General features: G+C 73.7%; 19 protein-coding genes. 10 read left to right on the forward strand and 9 right to left on the reverse strand.

Translation table 11 applies throughout. The features are described 5' to 3' along the window. Positions 1 to 209: 209 nt before the first annotated feature. The 3 genes from ACZ6WH_RS01340 to ACZ6WH_RS01350 all read right to left on the reverse strand — a co-directional run bounded on the left by ACZ6WH_RS01340 (position 210) and on the right by ACZ6WH_RS01350 (position 3,477). Complete coding sequence (locus ACZ6WH_RS01340) at positions 210 to 623, reverse strand: DUF2795 domain-containing protein (RefSeq protein WP_469725105.1); 414 nt, start codon at positions 621 to 623, stop codon at positions 210 to 212. Positions 624 to 812: 189 nt separating this feature from the next. Further along, positions 813 to 1,853, reverse strand: coding sequence for an SDR family oxidoreductase (locus ACZ6WH_RS01345; RefSeq protein ID WP_469725106.1), 1,041 nt, complete (start codon positions 1,851 to 1,853; stop codon positions 813 to 815). Between the two features lie 79 nt (positions 1,854 to 1,932). Continuing rightward, the gene (locus tag ACZ6WH_RS01350) at positions 1,933 to 3,477 is read right to left on the reverse strand and encodes an FAD-dependent oxidoreductase (RefSeq protein ID WP_469725107.1); all 1,545 of its coding nucleotides are present in this window, start codon (positions 3,475 to 3,477) and stop codon (positions 1,933 to 1,935) included. Positions 3,478 to 3,634: 157 nt separating this feature from the next. On the opposite strand from ACZ6WH_RS01350, the gene ACZ6WH_RS01355 reads away from it, so the two are divergent. The 5 genes from ACZ6WH_RS01355 to ACZ6WH_RS01375 all read left to right on the forward strand — a co-directional run bounded on the left by ACZ6WH_RS01355 (position 3,635) and on the right by ACZ6WH_RS01375 (position 10,483). Beyond that, positions 3,635 to 4,030, forward strand: coding sequence for a DUF2267 domain-containing protein (locus ACZ6WH_RS01355; RefSeq protein ID WP_469725109.1), 396 nt, complete (start codon positions 3,635 to 3,637; stop codon positions 4,028 to 4,030). 337 nt (positions 4,031 to 4,367) lie between these two features. After that, entirely contained in the window at positions 4,368 to 4,925 is a 558-nt protein-coding gene (locus tag ACZ6WH_RS01360; RefSeq protein WP_469725110.1) for a hemerythrin domain-containing protein, read from the forward strand. 108 nt (positions 4,926 to 5,033) lie between these two features. Then, the gene (locus ACZ6WH_RS01365) at positions 5,034 to 8,105 is read left to right on the forward strand and encodes an FAD-binding and (Fe-S)-binding domain-containing protein (protein ID WP_469726205.1); all 3,072 of its coding nucleotides are present in this window, start codon (positions 5,034 to 5,036) and stop codon (positions 8,103 to 8,105) included. Between the two features lie 18 nt (positions 8,106 to 8,123). Further along, positions 8,124 to 9,947, forward strand: coding sequence for a thiamine pyrophosphate-requiring protein (locus ACZ6WH_RS01370; protein ID WP_469726207.1), 1,824 nt, complete (start codon positions 8,124 to 8,126; stop codon positions 9,945 to 9,947). A gap of 203 nt (positions 9,948 to 10,150) precedes the next feature. Then, on the forward strand, positions 10,151 to 10,483 hold the full coding sequence (locus ACZ6WH_RS01375) for a plasmid stabilization protein (protein WP_469725112.1): 333 nt from the start codon (positions 10,151 to 10,153) through the stop codon (positions 10,481 to 10,483). A gap of 36 nt (positions 10,484 to 10,519) precedes the next feature. Here ACZ6WH_RS01375 and ACZ6WH_RS01380 read toward each other — a convergent pair whose 3' ends face one another. From ACZ6WH_RS01380 to ACZ6WH_RS01395, 4 genes are all read right to left on the reverse strand, one after another. Then, on the reverse strand, positions 10,520 to 11,254 hold the full coding sequence (locus ACZ6WH_RS01380; RefSeq protein WP_469725113.1) for a DUF4097 family beta strand repeat-containing protein: 735 nt from the start codon (positions 11,252 to 11,254) through the stop codon (positions 10,520 to 10,522). Positions 11,255 to 11,446: 192 nt separating this feature from the next. Further along, positions 11,447 to 11,962, reverse strand: a complete 516-nt coding sequence (locus ACZ6WH_RS01385) for a MarR family winged helix-turn-helix transcriptional regulator (protein ID WP_469725114.1) — start codon at positions 11,960 to 11,962, stop codon at positions 11,447 to 11,449. 17 nt (positions 11,963 to 11,979) lie between these two features. Beyond that, complete coding sequence (locus tag ACZ6WH_RS01390) at positions 11,980 to 12,474, reverse strand: DUF5709 domain-containing protein (protein ID WP_469725115.1); 495 nt, start codon at positions 12,472 to 12,474, stop codon at positions 11,980 to 11,982. A 303-nt stretch (positions 12,475 to 12,777) separates the two neighbouring features. Further along, on the reverse strand, positions 12,778 to 13,710 hold the full coding sequence (locus tag ACZ6WH_RS01395) for an NADP-dependent oxidoreductase (RefSeq protein ID WP_469726209.1): 933 nt from the start codon (positions 13,708 to 13,710) through the stop codon (positions 12,778 to 12,780). 84 nt (positions 13,711 to 13,794) lie between these two features. On the opposite strand from ACZ6WH_RS01395, the gene ACZ6WH_RS01400 reads away from it, so the two are divergent. After that, positions 13,795 to 14,739 (forward strand): GlxA family transcriptional regulator, encoded by a 945-nt coding sequence (locus ACZ6WH_RS01400; protein ID WP_469725116.1) that lies wholly within the window; start codon positions 13,795 to 13,797, stop codon positions 14,737 to 14,739. A 54-nt stretch (positions 14,740 to 14,793) separates the two neighbouring features. Here ACZ6WH_RS01400 and ACZ6WH_RS01405 read toward each other — a convergent pair whose 3' ends face one another. Continuing rightward, positions 14,794 to 15,444: an HhH-GDP family DNA glycosylase gene (locus ACZ6WH_RS01405; RefSeq protein ID WP_469725118.1), complete on the reverse strand. Its 651-nt coding sequence runs from the start codon at positions 15,442 to 15,444 to the stop codon at positions 14,794 to 14,796. 48 nt (positions 15,445 to 15,492) lie between these two features. After that, positions 15,493 to 15,612, reverse strand: coding sequence for an LPFR motif small protein (locus ACZ6WH_RS01410; RefSeq protein WP_432850571.1), 120 nt, complete (start codon positions 15,610 to 15,612; stop codon positions 15,493 to 15,495). A 324-nt stretch (positions 15,613 to 15,936) separates the two neighbouring features. Between ACZ6WH_RS01410 and ACZ6WH_RS01415 the strand changes: the two genes are divergently transcribed. From ACZ6WH_RS01415 to ACZ6WH_RS01430, 4 genes are all read left to right on the forward strand, one after another. Then, positions 15,937 to 16,560 (forward strand): D-glycero-alpha-D-manno-heptose-1,7-bisphosphate 7-phosphatase, encoded by a 624-nt coding sequence (locus ACZ6WH_RS01415; RefSeq protein WP_469725120.1) that lies wholly within the window; start codon positions 15,937 to 15,939, stop codon positions 16,558 to 16,560. A 45-nt stretch (positions 16,561 to 16,605) separates the two neighbouring features. Next, positions 16,606 to 17,730: a glycosyltransferase family 9 protein gene (locus ACZ6WH_RS01420; protein WP_469725122.1), complete on the forward strand. Its 1,125-nt coding sequence runs from the start codon at positions 16,606 to 16,608 to the stop codon at positions 17,728 to 17,730. 216 nt (positions 17,731 to 17,946) lie between these two features. Continuing rightward, positions 17,947 to 18,495 carry a type 1 glutamine amidotransferase domain-containing protein gene (locus ACZ6WH_RS01425; protein ID WP_469725124.1) on the forward strand — a complete coding sequence of 183 codons (549 nt, stop codon included), beginning with the start codon at positions 17,947 to 17,949 and terminating at the stop codon, positions 18,493 to 18,495. Between the two features lie 47 nt (positions 18,496 to 18,542). Continuing rightward, positions 18,543 to 19,727 (forward strand): zinc-dependent alcohol dehydrogenase, encoded by a 1,185-nt coding sequence (locus ACZ6WH_RS01430; RefSeq protein WP_469725126.1) that lies wholly within the window; start codon positions 18,543 to 18,545, stop codon positions 19,725 to 19,727. Positions 19,728 to 19,735: the final 8 nt, after the last annotated feature.

The raw sequence follows: 19,735 nt of genomic DNA on the forward strand, positions 1-19,735 counted from the left end.
GGGCGGCGGCCGCATCCCGGCGTGCGCCGTACGGCGGTCCGGGGAGGGGGTGGTTTGGGCGCGCGGGAGTGTGGCACCCGGCACCCCGGCCGAGCTGCCGGCCACTGGGAGATGGGAAAGCGCCGGGCCGGAAGGGAGATCCGGCCCGGCGCACTCCTGCCCGGGGAAGGCCGCCGCGGCGGTCGGCGCGAGGTGTCCGCCGGTCCGGGTCAGGTCCGCCGTTCCTCGACGCCCAGGCCGAGCGCCCGCGCGATGTCCTGGACGTTGGCGAACGGCTGCCCGCCGGGGAGGTGCTCGGCCCGCGCCAGGACGCTGTCGGGCGCGTTGTTGCCGCGCAGGGACTCCAGCACCGTGGCCCGGTCGGCGGGGTAGATGCTGGGGTCGAGGTGGCGGGCCAGGTCCGAGCGGATCTCCACGTCGTCCCCGGTCATGCCCGGCGGTGTGCCGCCCTCGAAGGCGCCCTCGGGGGAGCGCCGCACCGCGGGCTGGTCCTCACCCGCGGGCTCGGGCTCGTGCTCCTCCTCCATCCGGATGCCACGATTGGCCCGCAGCTCGCCCTCCAGGCGCTTCTTCGCCTCGTCGTCGCGCAGCGGGCTGTCCGGCCCGCTCCCCTTGTCGGCCATCTCTTCCTCCAGAGGTTCGGTACTGATGGGCCGCGTGCCGCCGGGACCGTCCGCGGCGCGCACAGCGGCGCGGTGACCGGCCCGCGGCGCTCCCGGAGTGCCCGTCACCCCGCACCGGGAAACTCGTGAACGATCAAGTTCGGCCCAACGGCGCAGCGGCCCGGAGAGCGGCCCCGCGCACCTCGCCCGTCAGGCGGTCTTCGGCCGGGTCGCCAGCGGTGGCGTGGGCGCTCCGCTCGCGTTGCGCAGGCCGCTGAGCAGCGCGTCGACCGCCTCGGTCGCGGTGCGTTCCGGCCGCCAGCCCAGCTCCTCGCGCGCCCGGCGGCAGTCCATCAGCGGCAGTCCCAGTACCGCGTCGAAGAGATGCGGCGAGGCACCCACCAGCCGCAGCCGCCAGCCGGCGCCCAGCGCGGCGCGGGCGGCCGCCGCGGGCACCCGTACCGTACGGGCCTTCAGCAGCCGGGCGAGGAAGGGCATGTCCACCGGCGGCTCGGCCGCGAGGTTGAAGGCGCCGCGGGCCTCGCCGAGGACGGCCAGCCGGTAGGCGCGGGCCGCGTCGTCGGTGTGCAGCACCTGGAAGCGCAGCCCCGGGATGTCCGGCAGGAACGGCAGCAGCCCGGGCCGGGCCAGCTTGCCGACCCGCGCGGGTGTCGCGATGCCGCCGAAGATGCGCCGCTGCTCGGAGGCCGACTCCTCCTTGAAGAGGAACCCCGGGCGCATGCGGACCACGCGCATGTCGGGGTGGGCGCGCTCGAAGCCGTCCAGGACCCGTTCCAGATACGCCTTCTCGCGGCAGTACGCGGCGTCCGGCCAGCCGTGGGTCGGCCAGTCCTCGGCCACCTTGTGGTCCTTCGGACCGGGGGAGTAGGCGCCGACCGACGAGGCGTGGACCAGCGCGGGCACCCCGGCCGTGGCCGCCGCCTCGAAGACGCGCATGCTGCCGAGCACATTGGTGCGCCAGGTCTCCGGCGGGCGGTGGGTCGGCTGGAAGGCCCACGCGAGGTGGACCACGGCGGACGCGCCGGCGAAGTCGGCGGCGAGGTCGTACTCCTCGTCCGCGATGTCGGCCGCGGTCCAAGTGGTCTTCTCCGGCGAACTGCGCGGCATCCGGCGCGCGATGCAGTGGACCTCGTCGATCCCCGGGTCCTCGCTCAGCACACGGACCACACTGGTGCCGACGTTTCCGGTGGCGCCGGTCACCACGACCCGCCGCTGGGAAGCACTGCTCATCAGCTGTTTCCTCTCTGCGTGCACGAGGCCGGCGAGGCGGACGGACGGTGCCCGTGCTGGGTTCCCCGCGCGCCGCGCGTTACACGTCGGAGCCGACGTCGAGCTGCTCCAGCGGGTGCAGCGCCGGACCCTGCAGTACCGTGCCCTCCGTGCCGAAGCGGGACCCGTGGCAGGGGCACTCCCACGCCGTCTCCGCCGCGTTGAAGGCGACCAGACAGCCCAGGTGGGTGCAGCGGGCCGACACCGCCTGCACCGTGCCCTCCTCGTCCCGGTACACCGCGCAGCGCCGGCCGCCCACCCGGACCACCGCGCCGGTGCCCGGCGGGATGTCCGCGACGGAGTCGACGTGCGTGGTGTGCAGCCGGTCGCCGATGAAGTGCTTGCCGACCTTCGCCTGGTGGCTGAGGAAAGCGGGCGCCTCGCGGACCGGGCCCCACAGCCGCCGCGGGTCGTACAGCCCGGTCCACGGGGGCGGGTCCCCGGTGATCAGCCCGGCGATGAGGCGGCCCGCCATCACGCCGCCGCTCAGCCCCCAGCCGCCGAAGCCGGTCGCCACGTAGGTGTGCCGGGCGCCGGGGTGGAAGGGCCCGACCAGCGGCACCGTGTCGGTGGAGTCGTTGTCCTGGGCGGCCCACCGGTAGGCGACCTCGGTGCCGGGGAAGTTCCGCACCGTCCAGTCGGCGAGCTTCTTGAACCGCTCGATGGTGCCGCCCGCGCCGGGGGTGAAGGTCTCGCCGGTGACGACGAGCAGCCGCCGGTCCTCGCCGTACGGGGCGGTGCGCACCGAGCGCTTCCCCTCCTCCTCGGTGATGTACATCCCGCCGATGTCCCGGCCGGTCTCGATGGGCGCGGCCACCACCAGTTCCCGGCGTGGCGCCAGCCGGGTGAACAGCAGGGCCCGGTCGAACACCGGGTAGTGGGTGGCGACGACCACCTCGCGGGAGGTCACCGTCGCGCCGGTCTCGGTGGACACCCGGCACGGCGAGCCCTCGTGCAGCCCGGTGGCGCGCGTGCGCTCGTACACCGCGCCGCCGTGCCTCCGCAGGTCCTCGGCGAGCGCCAGCAGGTACTTGCGGGGGTGGAAGAGGATCTGGTCCTCGACCCGCACGGCACCGGCCACGTCGAACGGCAGCTCCGTCCTGGTGACGTACGAGGCGGGCAGGCCCGCTTCCCGCGCGGCGTCGGCCTCGGCGCGCAGCTGGTCGGTGCCGGCCGGGTCGCGGACGTAGGTGAAGGCGGGAAACCGTTCCAGCTCGCAGTCGATGCCCAGCTCCTGCGCGACCTCGGCGACCCGCTCGACCGCGCCCTGCTGCGAGACGGCGTACTGCAGCGCGGCGCCGCTGCCGCGGGTGCGGCGCAGCCGGTCGTAGACCAGGGTGTGCAGCGACGAGAGCTTGGCCGTGGTGTAGCCGGTGACGCCCGCGGCGATCCGGTCCGCTTCGAGGACGACGACACGCCGGCCCGCTCTCGACAGCTCCCATGCCGTGCAGAGCCCCGCGATGCCGCCCCCGATCACCGTCACGTCGGCGTCGGTGTCCTCGGTCAGCGGAACGTACGACGTGGTGTCCGCGCTGGCCATCCAGTACGACTCGTCGATGCCGGGAAGGTCTGAAGTGTGGAACATGCGGGGACGGGTGCCCCTCCCGGCCGGGACCGAAGCCTGCCGGGCCGGTGATGCGCCCGTACGGAGGGGCGGGTGCGGGGCCTGCGGGGCCGGCGCCCGGTGTTGCGGGTTCCGCCCGGTGCCGGACGATGGAGGGGAAGCAGAGAAGGGCGGCAGCATGGGCGGCGACCTGCTCGCGGCGGTGCGGACTTCGGGGCGCTACCGGACCGCGGTGGAGGCCGAGCGGGCGGTCCGGGAGGTGCTGGCGGCCTTCGCGGGACAGCTCACCGGCGAGGAGCGCGTCGCGTTCCTCGGCGCCCTGCCGCCCGAGACCGCGGCGATTGTCGCGGGGGCGGTGCGGGACGAGCGGCGCCGGACCGCCAGTGCGTTCGTGGACCGGGTGGCGGCCCGCACGGAGGGCGCCACGCACGCGACCGCGCGCTGGGACACCAGCACCGTCCTCACCGCCGTCGGCGCCCACCTCGGTGCGGAGCTGCTGGAGCGGGTGCTGGCGCAGCTGCCCCGCGGATACGCCCTGCTGTTCGGCCGGGCCGACCTGACCCCCACCGTCTGACGAGTCCCTCCCGCACCACCCTGGCCTGCCGGTACCGGGGAATTTTCGGCAGGAGGAGGTTTGACCCCGCCGCGGCATGGGACCCGGACGCCGGGCCATGGGGTCCATGGGATGGGAGGCGCCGGGCCGGTAACCGTCGAGCCGGCCCGGCGCGCATCCTTGCGCCGAGGCACACCGCCTTGTGCCGAGGCACCCTCCTTGTGCGGAAAGTGGCCTGTTCGGCCCAATCCTTTCCGGTCGGTCGAGTTGCGGCGTTACGCCCCCGAGGTATCGGGAACTCGTCCGGGGGCGCCCGGAAGGACCGGTCGCGCCGCTTCGGCGAAAGGTGGCAGCACTCATGGGGCACGGCGGCGACGTCATCGAGGAACTGACCACCGACCACCGAGAGGTGACGGAGCTCTTCGGCCGCATCGAGGGCGCCGTACCCGGGTCGGAGGAGCGCAAGCGCCTGGCCGACGAGCTGACGATCCAGCTGGTCCGGCACTCCGTGGCCGAGGAACAGCACCTCTACCCCGCCGTGCGCAAGCACCTCCCGGAGGGCGACGCGCTCGCCGACAAGGAGATCGCCGACCACGGCCGGGTCGAATCGCTGCTGAAGGCCCTGGAGAAGACCGGGGCCGGGCACCTCGACTTCAGCCATCTCATCGTCAAGCTCCGCACCGAGGTGACCGCACACCTCAGGGACGAGGAGAACCACCTCTTCCCGCAGCTGCGCGACGCCTGCCCGCAGGAGGAACTGGACGCGCTCGGCGAGAAGATCCGCAGCGCGAAGAAGACGGCGCCCACCCGCCCGCACCCCAAGTCCCCCAGCACCCCGCCCGCCAACAAGCTGCTGGCCCCGGGCGCGGGGCTGGTCGACCGGGCGCGGGACTTCGTCACCGGGCGCGGCAAGTAGCCACGGCCCTGGCGCCCCGGCGACGACGGCGGTACCGAGGCGGGGACGGACGAGGAGGTGACCATGGCGCCTGATGAGCGGGCGGCGTTCACCGAGCGCAAGAGCGCGATGCCCGACGGCGTGGACCTGGATGTGGTGGCGCTGGAACGGGCGCTGCGCGAGCGGGTCGAGGGGGAGGTGCGTTTCGACGCGGGCAGCCGGGGCGCGTACGCCACCGACGGCTCGAACTACCGGCAGGTGCCCATCGGCGTGGTCGCTCCCCGGAACGTGCGGGCGGGTGCCGAGGCCGTCGCGGTCTGCGCGGAGTTCGGCGCTCCGGTGCTCTCCCGGGGCGGCGGCACCAGCCTGGGCGGCCAGTGCACCAACACCGCGGTCGTGATCGACTGGACGAAGTACTGCCACCACCTGGTCTCGGTCGACCCCGAGCGCCGCACCTGTGTCGTCGAGCCGGGCATCGTGCTCGACGAACTCAACCGGAAGCTGGCGGAGTACGGCCTGAAGTTCGGCCCCGAGCCGGCCACGCACAGCCACTGCGCGCTCGGCGGCATGATCGGCAACAACTCCTGCGGCGCCTCGGCACAGGCGTACGGCAAGACCGCCGACAACGTGCGCCGCCTGGAAGTGCTCACCTACGACGGCACCCGGATGTGGGCCGGAGCCACCACCGACGCGGAGTTCGAGGAGACCGTCGCCGCCGGCGGCCGCAAGGGAGAGCTGTACCAGGGGCTGCGCCGCATCGCCGACCGCTACATGGCCGACATCCGGCGCGGCTACCCGCGCATCCCGCGCCGGGTCTCCGGCTACAACCTCGACGCGCTGCTGCCGGAGAACGAGTTCCACCTCGCCCGCGCGCTGACCGGCAGCGAAGGCACCCTGGTCACCGTCCTGCACGCGGAGCTGGAGCTGGTACCGGTACCGGCCGCCGAGGCGATACTGGTCCTCGGGTACGACGACATCTGCGCCGCGGCCGACGACGTGCCCCGGCTGCTGAGGCACTGCCGGCCCACCCAGCTGGAGGCGCTGGACGGGCGGATGGCCCAGCTCATGCGCGAGGAGCACGCCTTCCTCGACTCACTCGAACGCTTCCCCGAGGGCGAGAGCTGGCTGCTGCTGCAGTTCAGCGGCGACAACCAGGAGGACGTCGACGGGCAGGCCTGCGACCTGCTGCACGCGATCGACCGCGGCGAGGGCGACCCGGACGTGGCCTTCTCCGACGACCCCGCGCGCGAGCAGAAGATGCTCAAGGCCCGCGAGGCGGGGCTCGGCGTGACCGCGCGGCCCCCGGACGGCCGGGAGACCTGGGAGGGCTGGGAGGACTCCGCCGTACCGCCGGACAGGCTCGGCGACTACCTGCGCGACCTCAAACGACTGTTCGCTGAGTTCGACTACGACCACCCGTCCCTCTACGGGCACTTCGGGCAGGGCTGCGTGCACACCCGCATCCCCTTCGAGCTGAGGACCGCCGACGGCATCGCCGCCTTCCGGGAGTTCCTGCACCGCGCCGCCGACCTCGTCGGTTCCTACGGCGGGTCGCTCTCCGGCGAGCACGGCGACGGGCAGGCCCGCGGCGAACTGCTGCCCAAGATGTTCGGCGACCGGCTGGTCACCGCGTTCGGCGAGCTCAAGGCGCTGTTCGACCCGGACGACCGGATGAACCCCGGCAAGGTCGTGGCGCCCCACCGCGTGGACGAGAACCTGCGGCTCGGCGCCGACTGGCGTCCCGAGAGCCGCACCACGCACTTCGGCTACCCCGAGGACGACCACTCCTTCACCCGCGCGGTGCTGCGCTGCGTCGGCATCGGCAACTGCCGTACCCACTCCGGGGGCGTGATGTGCCCCTCGTACCGGGCGACCGGTGAGGAGGAGCACTCCACCCGCGGCCGGTCCCGGCTGCTGTTCGAAATGCTCGGCGGGCACCACGACTCGCCGGTCACCGACGGCTGGCGCTCGACAGAGGTCAAGGACGCCCTCGACCTCTGTCTGGCCTGCAAGGGCTGCAAGTCCGACTGTCCGGTCGGCGTCGACATGGCCACGTACAAGGCCGAGTTCCTCGCCCACCACTACGAAGGACGGTTGCGGCCCGCCGCGCACTACTCCATGGGCTGGCTGCCGCTGTGGGCCCGGCTCTCCCGCGCGGCCCCGCGGCTGGTCAACGCCGCACTCGGCGCACCCGGCCTCGGCCGGCTCGGCAAGGCCGCGGCCGGTGTCACGGGGGAGCGCCCCGCGCCGGTCTTCGCCGAGGAGTCGTTCGTGCAGTGGTGGCGGGCGCGCCACACACCGGAGCCCGACCCTGCCGACCCCCGTACGGTCCTCCTCTGGCCCGACACCTTCAGCACGTACTTCCACCCGGGCATCGCCAAGTCCGCGGTGCGTGTGCTGGAGGACGCGGGCTTCCGCGTCGCCGTGCCCACCCGGGCCGTGTGCTGCGGGCTGACCTGGATCTCCACCGGGCAGCTGCGCACCGCCAAGCACGTCCTCGGCCGCACCCTGGAGGTCCTGCGGCCCTGGCTGGCGGCCGGTACGCCGGTGATCGGGCTGGAACCGTCCTGCGCGGCCGTCTTCCGCGCCGACGCGCCCGAGCTGCTGCCGGAGAACGAGGATGTCCGGCGGCTCGCCGGGCAGTTCCGCACCTTCGCCGAGCAGCTGCTCCACCACGCGCCCGGCGACTGGCGGCCGCCCCGGCTCGCCCGCAACGCCACCGTGCAGACCCACTGCCACCAGCACGCCGTCCTCAAGGACGACGCCGACCGGGAGCTGATGCGCCGGGCGGGCATCCAGGCCGAGGTGCTGGACGAGGGGTGCTGCGGACTGGCCGGCAACTTCGGCTTCGAGCGCGGCCACCACGACCTGTCGATGAGCGTCGGCGAGCTGGGTGTACTGCCCGCCGTACGGGGCGCGGCGCCCAGCGACATCGTCCTCGCCGACGGGTTCAGCTGCCGTACCCAGATCGAGCAGGGCGGTACGGGGCGGCGCGCGCTGCATCTCGCCGAGGCGCTCGCGCTCGGTCTCGACGGGCCGCTGCCGGCCACCCGGCCCGAAGCGCTCGCCCAGCGGCCCGCCGTCAGCACCCGCGACGGCCGGCTGTTCACCGCGGGCGTGCTGGCGGCGCTCGGCGCCGCGGCCGCCGTCGCCCTCCGGTCGGCCCGCCGCCCGCACCCCATGTCACCCACCGGAAAGTGAGAGGTAAGCCTAGTGTCGATCAAGGTGTCCGACTACATCCTGCAGCGGCTGCGCGAGTGGGACGTCGACCACGTCTTCAGCTACGCGGGTGACGGGATCAACGGGCTGCTGGCCGCCTGGGGGAGGGCCGACAACAAGCCGGAGTTCGTCCAGGCGCGGCACGAGGAGATGGCGGCGTTCGAGGCCGTGGGGTACGCCAAGTTCTCCGGCCGGGTCGGCGTCTGCGCCGCGACCTCCGGGCCCGGTGCCATCCACCTGCTGAACGGCCTCTACGACGCCAAGCTCGACCACGTGCCCGTCGTCGCCCTCGTCGGCCAGACCAACCGCAGCGCCATGGGCGGTTCCTATCAGCAGGAGGTCGACCTCGCGAGCCTGTACAAGGACGTCGCCTCCGACTTCTGCGAGACGGTGACCGTCCCCGAGCAGCTGCCCAACGTCATCGACCGGGCCATGCGCACCGCCATCGCCCGGCGTACCGTCACCGCGGTCATCGTCCCCGCCGACGTGCAGGAGCTGGACTACACCCCGCCGAAGCACGCGTTCAAGATGGTGCCCTCCAGCCTGGGCATGGCCGACTACGCGCCGCTGCCCGCGAAGCCCGCGATCGCCGAAGCCGCCGAGGTCATCAACGCGGGCGAGAAGGTCGCGATCCTCATCGGGCAGGGCGCGCGCGGCGCCCGCGCCGAGGTCGAGGAGCTGGCCGACGTCACCGGTGCCGGCGTCGCCAAGGCGCTGCTGGGCAAGGACGCGCTGCCGGACGACCTGCCGTACGTCACGGGCGCCATCGGCCTGCTCGGCACCCGGCCCTCCTACGAGCTGATGATGGAGTGCGACACCCTCGTCGTCATCGGCTCCAGCTTCCCCTACACCCAGTTCATGCCCGAGCTGGACCAGGCACGCGCCGTCCAGATCGACATCGACCCGCACATGGTCGGCCTGCGCTACCCCTTCGAGGTCAACCTCGTGGGCGATGCCAAGGAGACCCTGCGGGCGCTGCTGCCGCAGCTGAAGCGGAAGAAGCACGGCGACTGGCGCAAGAAGATCGAGAAGAACACCAAGCGCTGGTGGGAGGTCATGCAGCGGCGCGCCGCCGTGGACGCGGACCCGGTCAATCCCGAGTACGTCGTGCACGCGCTGGACCAGCTGCTGCCCAACGACGTGATCCTCGCCGCCGACTCCGGCTCCGCCGCCAACTGGTACGCGCGCCACCTGCGGATGCGCGGCGCCATGCGCGGCTCGCTGTCCGGCACCCTGGCCACCATGGGCCCCGGCGTGCCCTACGTCATCGGCGCCAAGTTCGCCCACCCCGGGCGGCCCGCGCTGGCCCTCGTCGGCGACGGCGCGATGCAGATGAACGGCATGGCCGAGCTGATCACCGCGGCCAAGTACTGGCACCGGTGGTCCGACCCGCGGCTCATCGTCGCCGTGCTGAACAACCAGGACCTCAACCAGGTCACCTGGGAGATGCGCGCGATGTCCGGCGCCCCGCAGTTCGAGCCCTCGCAGCACATCCCGGACGTGCCGTACGCCGACTTCGCACGCTCCATCGGGCTCGGCGGCGTCCGCGTCGAGAAGCCCGGAGACGTGGAGTCGGCGTGGCGCCAGGCCCTCTCCGCCGACCGCCCGTTCGTCATCGACTTCCGTACCGACCCGGCCGTCCCGCCGATCCCGCCGCACGCGAGCTTCGACCAGATCGAGGCCGCCGCGACCGCCGTCCTCAAGGGCGACAGCGACCGCGCCGACGTGATCAAGCAGGGCCTCAAGGCCAAGGTGCAGGAGATGCTGCCCGGCAAGCGGCACCGCGAGGACCGGCCGGGCACCGAGGGCGGCCGGAACGAGTGAGACCGCCCGGCGGCCGCACGACGGCGCCGGCGGAACGCCAGCGGGAAGGGGAAGTTGAGACCTTCCGCCGGCGCGGCGCCGGTGCCGACGGCGGGCCCGAACGGCCCAGCTCCTCTCGCGGACCGCGGAGGTGAGAGGTGGAGTGGGACGTGCCGCGGGCCCGCCCTCCCGGCGGGCCGAGGCCGACCACGAGGAGACATGACATGCCGCAGGGCTCCAGCAAGAAGCGCGAGCGACAGTACGAGCACATCAAGGAGGGCGCCCAGAAGCGCGGCACCTCCACCGGCCGGGCGAAGGAGATCGCCGCGCGCACGGTCAACAAGGAGCGGGCCCGCACCGGTGAGTCGAAGACCGCGAGCAGGACCTCCACCCGGGACCGCAAGTCCGCACCGCAGCGCGGCGGCGAGCGGTCGGGCAACCGCATGGGCCCGCAGGGACCGACCAAGGACCAGCTCTACGCCGAGGCCAGGAAGAAGAACATCGACGGCCGTTCCTCGATGAACAAGGGCGAGCTGGCCAAGGCGCTCGGCCGCTGACCTGCCGTCCTCCCCGGGCCGGAGCCGCGCGCCGCGCTACGAGCGGTCGACCGTGATCGATCCATTGCTCGTCGTCAGGTCGAGCCGGTACCGGCCGTCCGGGTCGTCGGACACCCCGATGCGCTTGTCGCCATTGCTGGTCCGCGCGGACACGTCGTACCGCGCGGCCGGCACGGTGAGCGTGATGGCGCCGTTGGAGGTCTCCGCCCGTACGTCCTGCGGCCGTTCCGGCGCCAGGTCGATCTCGCCGTTGGTCGTCCGCGCCGTGATCGGCCCGCCTGCCAGGCCGCGTCCATGGATCCGGCCGTTGCTGGTCCGTACGTCGACGGAGCCGCTGACGCCGGTCAGCTCGACAGCGCCGGAGTCGGTGCTGACACCGACCCTCCCGACCCGTTCGAGGCGGATCGCGCCGGCCGACGTGCCGCCGGTGACCGGCAGACCGGCCGGCAGGTCGACGGTGTACGTCACCGAGCAGCGCTCGCCGCAGCCGCGCAGCACCAGGACGCCGTCCTCGACACGGTGGCTCGCGCCGCGCGGCCGGTCGCCCCGGTAGCTGACCTCGCGGTGCACGGACACCCGTGTGGTGCCCTTCGCGCCGTGCAGTTCGACGGCGCCCGCGCGGGAGTCCAGCCGTACCGCCGTGATCTTCTGCGACACCTCGGCGTCGTCCTCGAACGTCCGCCCAGGCACGGCGTCGCACGCGGCGAGCGCGAGCGCGCCGGCCCCGGCGGCCACGGTGAGCATGATGAGGCGGCGCGGCCGCTGACGCATGGATCCCCCTGGTGGAAAGGCCGTTGCGGCGCCCTCTCAGGTCCGGGGCCGCGATCCGCCGAGCCTACGGTGAGCTGCCGGGGCCGGACCATCGGGTAAACCCCCGGATCATCCTTACGGGGTGCCCCCGCTTCCCGGCGGGCGCCGGGGCTTGGCGGGCCGGGCGGTACAACTCCGGGGCCGGGCCGTGCGTCAGGGGGCGCCCGGGGCGGTCCAGCCCGGGGGGAACGGGTCGGGGCCGGCGGCCGGGGGCGCGGGCTCGCCGGCCGCGGTGGCGAAGGCGGTCAGCGCCGACACCAGTTCGGCGCGGTGCGCGGCCGGCATCCGCCCGACGATCTCCGCGATCTCGGCGTGCCGCCGCGCGGTGACCTCCTCGACGATGTGCCCGCCCGCTTCGGTCAGCTGCAGAATCGTTTCTCGGCGGCTGCGGGGATTGACCTCGCGGCGCACGAAACCGGCCGCGATCAGCCGGTCGACCATCCGCAGCGCGGTGGAGGGATTGACCCCCAGCAGCTCCGCGACGGTCACCAGCTTGGCGCCCCCGTGCGCGGACAGCACGGCCAGCAGCCGGAACTGCGGCAGCGTGACGGTCTCCCCGATGGCGGCCAGCGAGCGCGCCGAGACGGCCACCAGCACTTGGGACGCGGTGAGCACCGCTCGTGTCACCGCGTCCACGTCGTCGTGTGCCTGCCCGGCGCCCTCGGTCATGACCCCTTTCTACCCTGTCAGCGCAGCGGCGGGGACTGGTCGTCGGTCACGTTCTCGTCGTCCACGACATGCACCGCGGCCTCCTCGGCGCCCGCCGCGCCGCCGTCGATGCCCACGTCCCGGGCGACGACGTCGTTGGCGTTGCGGCCGCGGTCCGGGAAGCCCTGGTCGCCGCCGACGATCCGTCCGGCGCGGTCCTCGCCGACCTGGTCGTCGATCGGTTCGCCGTCCGTGTCCAGTGCGTCACCGATGCCGTCGCCGTCGGGCGCGGTCACGTCCGGCACCTCCTCGGCGAGCCGCTCGTCCAGGCTCTCGCCCTCGCGCTGCTCGTTCGCCGTGGTGCCCTTCTTGTTCACCCCGAGGGGCTTCTCGGGCGGGGAGTATCCCTGGTCCAGCTGCTCGTCGGCGTCCGGTTCGTCGAGGGCGTCCTGCATGTCGAGGTCGTCGGGCTCGGCCGGCCCCTCGCCGGCCGGGGGCTGGTAGACCTCGTCACCCATCGCCTCGTCGGACATGGCCGCTCTCCTCTCCTGGACTGCCGTTCCGCGGGATCGCGCCGGTGCGTTCTCCGGTGTGTGCTCCCGGCCGGTGCGGAACGGGTGCCCGTTCCTGTCCCCGTGCACCCCACCCTGCGGAACCGTCACATATCGCGCAAACGCAACGTCGTGCGGTGGGCGAGTACCCGTGTGCCACCGGCTCACCGTCCGCTGCGGGAATCCGCACCCGCTCGGCGGATCCCTTGGGGCGCAAGGGATCCGCTGCAGGGTGCCGGCCGGGGCCCGGTGGCGCCTCCGTCGAGCGCCACCGGACGGTGCGCGTCATCGGACGGTGAGGACCAGCTTTCCGGTCGTGCGCCCGGTCTCGCCGGCCGTGTGCGCCGCGGCGGCGTCCGCGAGCGGGAAGGTCCGGTCGACGTGGACCCGCAGCGCGCCCTCCTCGACGAGGCCGGCGATCGCCCGCATGCTCGCGTGGTCGGCCTCGACCATCATCGCCTTCAGGCCGACCCCGAGTTCCGCCGCCTTCGCGGCGTCCTCAGGGGTGCCGCCACTCAGGATCGACACGAGGGTGCCGCCCTTGCGCAGGACGCCGAGGGACCGGGTGAGGGTCTCGCCGGCGAGGGTGTCCAGCACGACGTCGACCTCGCCGGCGGCCTCGGTGAAGTCCGTACCGCGGTAGTCGATCAGCTCGTCGGCGCCCAGCCCGCGCAGGAATTCGTGCTTGCCCGCGCTCGCCGTGCCGATCACATACGCGCCGCGCGCCTTGGCGATCTGCACGGCGAGGTGGCCCACCCCGCCCGCGGCCGCGTGGATCAGTACGCGCTGCCCCGGCCGGACGCCGGCGGTGTCGACGAGCGCCTGATAGGCGGTGAGTGCGGCCAGCGGCAGGGCGCCGGCCCGGACGTGGTCGAGGCCGGCGGGCTTGCGGACGAACGCCCGCGCGGGCCCGGTGACGTACTCGGCGTGGGTGCCGACGCCGTGCGGGTAGGGCACCATGCCGAAGACCTCGTCGCCGGGCTCGAACAGGGTGACGCCGAAGCCGACCGCCGTCACGACCCCGGAGACGTCCCAGCCGAGGACCAGGGGCAGCCGGTGGACGAACCGCCCGCCCGCGCGGTGCTTCCAGTCGGTGGGGTTGACGCCGGCCGCGTGGACGGCGATGAGGACCTGGCCCGGACCGGGCTCCGGCCGCGGGAGCTCGGTCTCCTTCAGCACCTCGGGACCGCCGTGCACGTCCTGGCTGATGGCTCGCATGGTGAATTCGTTCATGCCCCCAGCCTCGCGAGGCGGGGAGAGCGGGACAATGGCATGAATGCCAACAACCGCTAGGATCGTGCCATGTCCGCGCATCGAGTCGTGATCCTGGCCCTCGACGGGGTCTTCCCCTTCGAACTCGGCATCCCCAGCCGCATCTTCGGTGCGGCGGACGGCCGCTACGAAGTGCTGACCTGCACCCCCGACGGCCGTCCGGTCCACGGCGAGTCCGGCATCACGATCGCCTCCGAACACGGCCCGGAGATCCTGGCCACGGCCGACACCGTGGTGGTCCCCTCCATCGTGCCGTCCCGGGTCACCGAGCGGCTCACGGAGCCGGTGGCCGCCGCGCTCGCGAGGGTCCGGCCCGGTACCCGTACCGTCTCCATCTGCACCGGCGCCTTCGTGCTGGCCGCCGCCGGGCTGCTCGACGGCCGCGCCGCCACCACGCACTGGGAGCTCGCGGACCTCTTCCGGCGGTGGTTTCCGCGGGTCGCGCTCGACCCCGATGTGCTCTTCGTCGACGACGGTGACGTGCTGACCTCGGCCGGCGCCGCGTCCGGCCTCGACGCCTGCCTGCACATCCTGCGCAACGACCACGGCAGCGAGCTCGCCAACCACGTGGCGCGGCGCTGCGTGGTGCCGCCCTTCCGCGATGGCGGTCAGGCGCAGTACATCGAGGAGCCGGTGCCCCGGCCCACCGCGACCGGCACGGCCGCCACGCAGAGCTGGGCCCTGGAGAACCTCCACCGGCCGCTGACCCTGGCCGATCTCGCCGGCCACGCCCGGATGAGTCTGCGCACCTTCGCCCGCCGGTTCCGGGAGGAGACCGGCGTCAGTCCCGGCCGCTGGCTCACCCAGCAGCGGGTGCTGCGCGCCCGTCGCCTTCTGGAGACCAGCGACCTCCCGGTGGACCGGATCGCGGGGCAGGTGGGCTTCGCCACGGGTGCGTCGCTGCGTCAGCACCTGCACGCCGCCATCGGCGTCTCGCCGGGGGCGTACCGGAGCACGTTCCAGCAGGCCCGCTGAGCCCGGCGGCGCTGCGGCCGGACTCAACGGACCCGGGTTCGGTGGGCCGAGGGTTCAGGAGCTTTCCGCCGCCACGTCCTCCACGACGTCCTTCTCCAGCGCGGCGCGTACCAGGGCGGCGGCGAAGGCGGCGGTGTCGTCGGCGGACACCAGCCGCGCCAGCGCTTCGGGGTCCTTGGGGAGCCCCAGCCGCTCCGCGCCCTGCAGGGCCTTGCCGTCGATGTACGGGGTGAGGTCCGGCCAGACGGCCTGGGCCTCGCGCAGGAAGATGCCGGCGCCGGCCGGGCCGAGCCCCGGCACCTTCTGGAGCAGGGCCCGCAGCCGGCCGACGTCGCCGCCGGCCTCCTCGCGGAGCTTCCGCAGATCTCCCTTGTAGTGGTCCAGCAGCAGTTGCGCTCCGTCCCCGAGCTGGGTGGCGGTGCGCTCGTCGTAGCGGCGGTAGCCGCCCCGTCCCAGGGCGTCCACCCGCTGCTGCCAGGTGGCGTCCCGCATGCTCCGGGCGTCCCGCATGCCGGCCTCGAACAGCTCGTGGGCCGCTGAGACCGCCACCGAGGCCCGGATGCGGGCGCTGAGCAGGCAGGACAGGACGAGCAGCTGGTACAGCGGCTGTGGGGTGTCGCGGAGCGTGATGCCCGCCTCCGCCGCGTACGTCTGCGCGTGCGTCCTCAGCAGGGCCTGCGCGGTCTTCCGCTGGTCACCCGTCATACGCAGGGCTCCTCGTGCAGGTCGGTTCGCGTGGGGGCCGCGTGGGGACTAGTGCGCGCCTCGCGAGGCGCCGCCGAAGAGGCGGGCGAGTGCGCGGAAGGGGAGCGTCACCACGGCGGCGAGGGTGCTGCCGATGGCCCGCAGAACGTCGGCGATGGCGCTGAGCACGATTCCTCCTTGTATGGGTGGACTGTTCCTGTCCCTCGGGTTACCGGAATCGCGGAACGTAATCATGGCCGGTGGGACGTGCGGGGTCCACGCAGTTCAGCCGGGCGGGTCACCCGGTCGGCAGGGTGGATCGGGGGCCTCGGCGGCGTACTCGGCAGGCGCACCCGGGCCGTCGCCGGTAGAACGGTACGAGATACGTGAGGGTGCCGAGAGGTGACACCCAGTGATGCTGTCCACCCGCGTGCTCGTCCCGCCGTTCGCCGTCGCCCACCTGTTGCGCGGCGAGCCGGCCCACCGCCGTACGACGTCCTGGCGAGGTGCCGCATGACCGAATCCGTTCACGACGGCGCGCCCCGCGCGGGCGGCCGTCCCGCCGGGCGGCACGAGCGGCCCGCCGCCGTGCTCTTCGACCGTGACGGCACGCTCATCGAGGACGTGCCCCACAACGGTGACCCGCGGCTGGTCCGCGTGCTGCCCGGCGTGCCCGAGGCGCTCCGGCTGCTGCGCGACGCCGGCATCCCCACCGCCGTCGTCAGCAACCGGTCGGGCGTGGGCCGCGGCCTGCTGACCGAACAGCAGGTGCGGCTGGTCAACGCCCGGGTGGACGACGCGCTCGGCGGGTTCGGTACCTGGGTGTACTGCCCGCACCGCACCGACGCCGGCTGCCACTGCCGCAAACCGAAGCCGGGGCTGGTGATCGAGGCGGCCCGCCGGCTCGCCGTACCGGCCGAGAAGTGCGTGGTCATCGGTGACATCGGGGCCGACGTGCTGGCGGCGCAGGCCGCCGGGGCCCGCGCCGTCCTCGTCCCCAACGCCGTCACCCGCTCCGAAGAGGTCGCGGCGGCGTCCTGCACCGCACCCGACGTGCTCACGGCCGTACGGGGGCTGCTCGGCCCCGGCCCCGAGACCGTGCCCGTCGTCGCCGAGACCTGGGGGTGGGACCGGTGATGTCCCCCGTGGCACGCCTCGTACGCTTCGACAGGATGGTGTGACATGACCGCCGCAGCCGAACCCACCGGACCCTGCTCGCCCCGGCCCCGCCTGCTGGTGCTGCGCGCGCTGGGCCTGGGCGACCTGCTCACCGGCGTACCCGCACTGCGCGGCGTCCGCCGGCACTTCCCCCACCACGCCGTCGTGCTGGCCGCGCCGCCGGCGCTGACCGACGCGGCGCTGGCCACCGGCGCGGTGGACGCGGTGCTCGCCGCGCAGGCGCCGGGCCGCGGCGTCCCCGCGCTGCGGCACTGGCCCGGCGCGGCCCCCGACGTCGCCATCGACCTGCACGGCAACGGCCCGGACAGCGCGGACGTACTCGCGGAGCTGCACCCCGGGCGGCTCATCGCGTACGCGGCGCGGGACTCGCCCGCCGCGGCGCTCGGCGTCTGGGAGCGCGGCGAGCACGAGCGCACCCGCTGGTGCAGCCTCCTCGCCGCGTACGGCATCGCCGCCGACCCCGAGGACTACCGGCTCCCGGTACCGGCGGACCCCTCGCCCGCGCCGGGCGCCGTGGTGATCCACCCCGGGGCCGACGCCGGGGCCCGCCGCTGGCCGGCCCACCGCTTCGGTGCGGTCGCCGAGCGGCTGCGGGCCGCCGGACGGCGGGTGGTGGTGCTCGGCGGGCCGGGGGAGGAGGACCTGGCCCTGACCGTGGCGGCGGCCGCGGGGCTCGGGCCGGGCGAAGTCCTCGCCGGCGGGCTGCCGTTCGGTGAACTGTCCGCGCTCGTCGCGCGGGCCGCCGTGCTCGTCGGCGGCGACACCGGAACCGCCCACCTCGCCACCGCGCACGGCACGCCCTCGGTCACCCTCTTCGGCCCCGTCCCGCCGCGCCTGTCGGGGCCGCCGCCCGGCGACCGGCACACCGCCCTGTGGCACCCGGGCCCGCCCGGCGACCCGTACGGCACCGAGCCCGACCCGCTGTTGCTGCGGATCGGCGTGGACGAGGTGGTGGAGGCGGCGCTGTGGCACGACCGCGGGGTCGCCCCCATGCCGCGGATCACCGAAGCCGGCGGCGCGCCGATCGGCCGCTCCCGGCTGCGGCGCAAGGTGCGGGCGCCGGGCACGCTCCCGCACCGCGGCGCTCCCGGTGCACGGCCCCGGGCGACCGGGGAGGTCGGACCGTGACCGCCGGGCGGCAGGCGTCCTCATCGGGCGTGCGTGCGCCCGGCAGCCGCGGGTACTGCGACAGCGGGTCGCCGCCGCCCGGCGGTACGTGGGCCGGGCAGCCCGGAGGCGTGTGCGGAATCAGCCGGCACGCATGATCCACCGTGAGCGTGGAACTCTGGACAAGGCGCTCATAACGCCCACTTGTTTCCGATGATGCGTGAGGACGTGAACACCATGCAGGTGGCATTCCTGGTGGCCCCCGAAGGCGTCGAGCAGGTCGAGCTGACGGAGCCCTGGCAGGCAGTGCAGGACGCCGGTCACGAACCGCGGCTGGTCTCCACGAAGTCCGGGACGATCCAGGGCTTCCACCACCTCGACAAGGCCGACACCTTCGACGTCGACTCCGCCGTCGCCGACGCTCGGGTCGAGGACTACGGCGGCCTCGTGCTGCCCGGCGGTGTCGCCAACCCCGATTTCCTGCGCATGGACAAGAAGGCCGTGGCCTTCGTCAAGGGCTTCTTCGACGCGGGCAAGCCCGTCGCCGCGATCTGCCACGCCCCCTGGACGCTGGTCGAGGCCGACGTGGTGCGCGGCCGTACCCTCACCTCCTGGCCCAGCCTGCGGACCGACATCCGCAACGCGGGCGGCGTCTGGGTCGACGAGCAGGTCAAGGTGTGCACCGGCGGCTCGAACACCCTGATCACCAGCCGCAAGCCGGACGACCTGAGTGCCTTCAACGGCGCCCTCGTCAAGGAATTCACCGCCCAGGACCACCGGTCCTGAGCCGACCCCTCACCTGACCCACGGCTCTCCGCGAGCGGGAGGCAGCGATGCGCGCCCTCACCTGGCACGGGAAGCGGGACGTACGGATCGACACCGTGCCCGACCCGAAGATCCAGGATCCGACCGACGTGCTGGTGAAGATCACCTCCACCGGCATCTGCGGCTCGGACCTGCATCTGTACGAACTGCTCGGCCCCTTCCTGGAACCGGGTGACATCCTCGGCCACGAGCCCATGGGCATCGTCGAGGAGGTCGGCCCCGAGGTCACCCGGCTCAAGGCGGGGGACCGGGTCGTGGTGCCCTTCAACGTCTCCTGCGGCACCTGCTGGATGTGCTCCAAGGGCCTGCACTCGCAGTGCGAGACCACGCAGGTCCGGGAGCGCGGCAAGGGCGCCTCGCTCTTCGGCTACACCAAGATGTACGGCCAGGTGCCCGGCGGCCAGGCGGAGTTCCTGCGGGTGCCGTTCGGCGACCGGCTGCCGATCAACGTGCCGCACGGCCCCCCGGACGACCGGTTCGTCTATCTCTCCGACGTACTGCCCACCGCCTGGCAGGCGGTGGAGTACGCGGACATCCCGGCCGGCGGCACCCTTACGGTCCTCGGCCTCGGCCCCATCGGTGACATGGCGGCGCGGATCGCGCTCCACCGGGGCGCGTCGCAGGTCATCGGCGTCGACCTGGTGCCCGAGCGCCTCGCGCGGGCGCGGGCCCGCGGCGTGCACACCCTGGACCTCACCGAGTACGGCAAGGACACCGCCGACGAGATCCGCCGGCTGACCGACGGCCGGGGCACCGACGCCGTCGTCGAGGCCGTCGGCATGGAGGCGCACGGCACGCCGGGCGCGAAGCTGGCCCAGCAGGCCGTGGGACTGCTGCCGAGCGCGGTCGCCCAGAAGGTCACCGAGCGCGTCGGGGTGGACCCGCTGGCCGCCCTGAACCTGGCGATCGATGCGGTCCGGCGCGGCGGCACCCTCTCCATCTCGGGCGTCTACGGCGGCAACGTCGACCCGCTGCCGCTGCTGACCATGTTCGACAAGCAGATCCAGATCCGCATGGGCCAGGCGAACGTCCGCCGCTGGGTGGACGACATCCTGCCGCTGCTGGACGACGCGGACGTCCTCGGCGTCGAGGACTTTGCCACCCACCGGCTGCCGCTGGAGGAAGGCCCCCGGGCCTACGCCACCTTCCAGGCCAAGAAGGACGGCATGGTCAAGACGCTGCTCCAGCCGTGAACTGACGC

It is taken from the genome of Streptomyces sp. NPDC050806 (genome assembly GCF_055586425.1).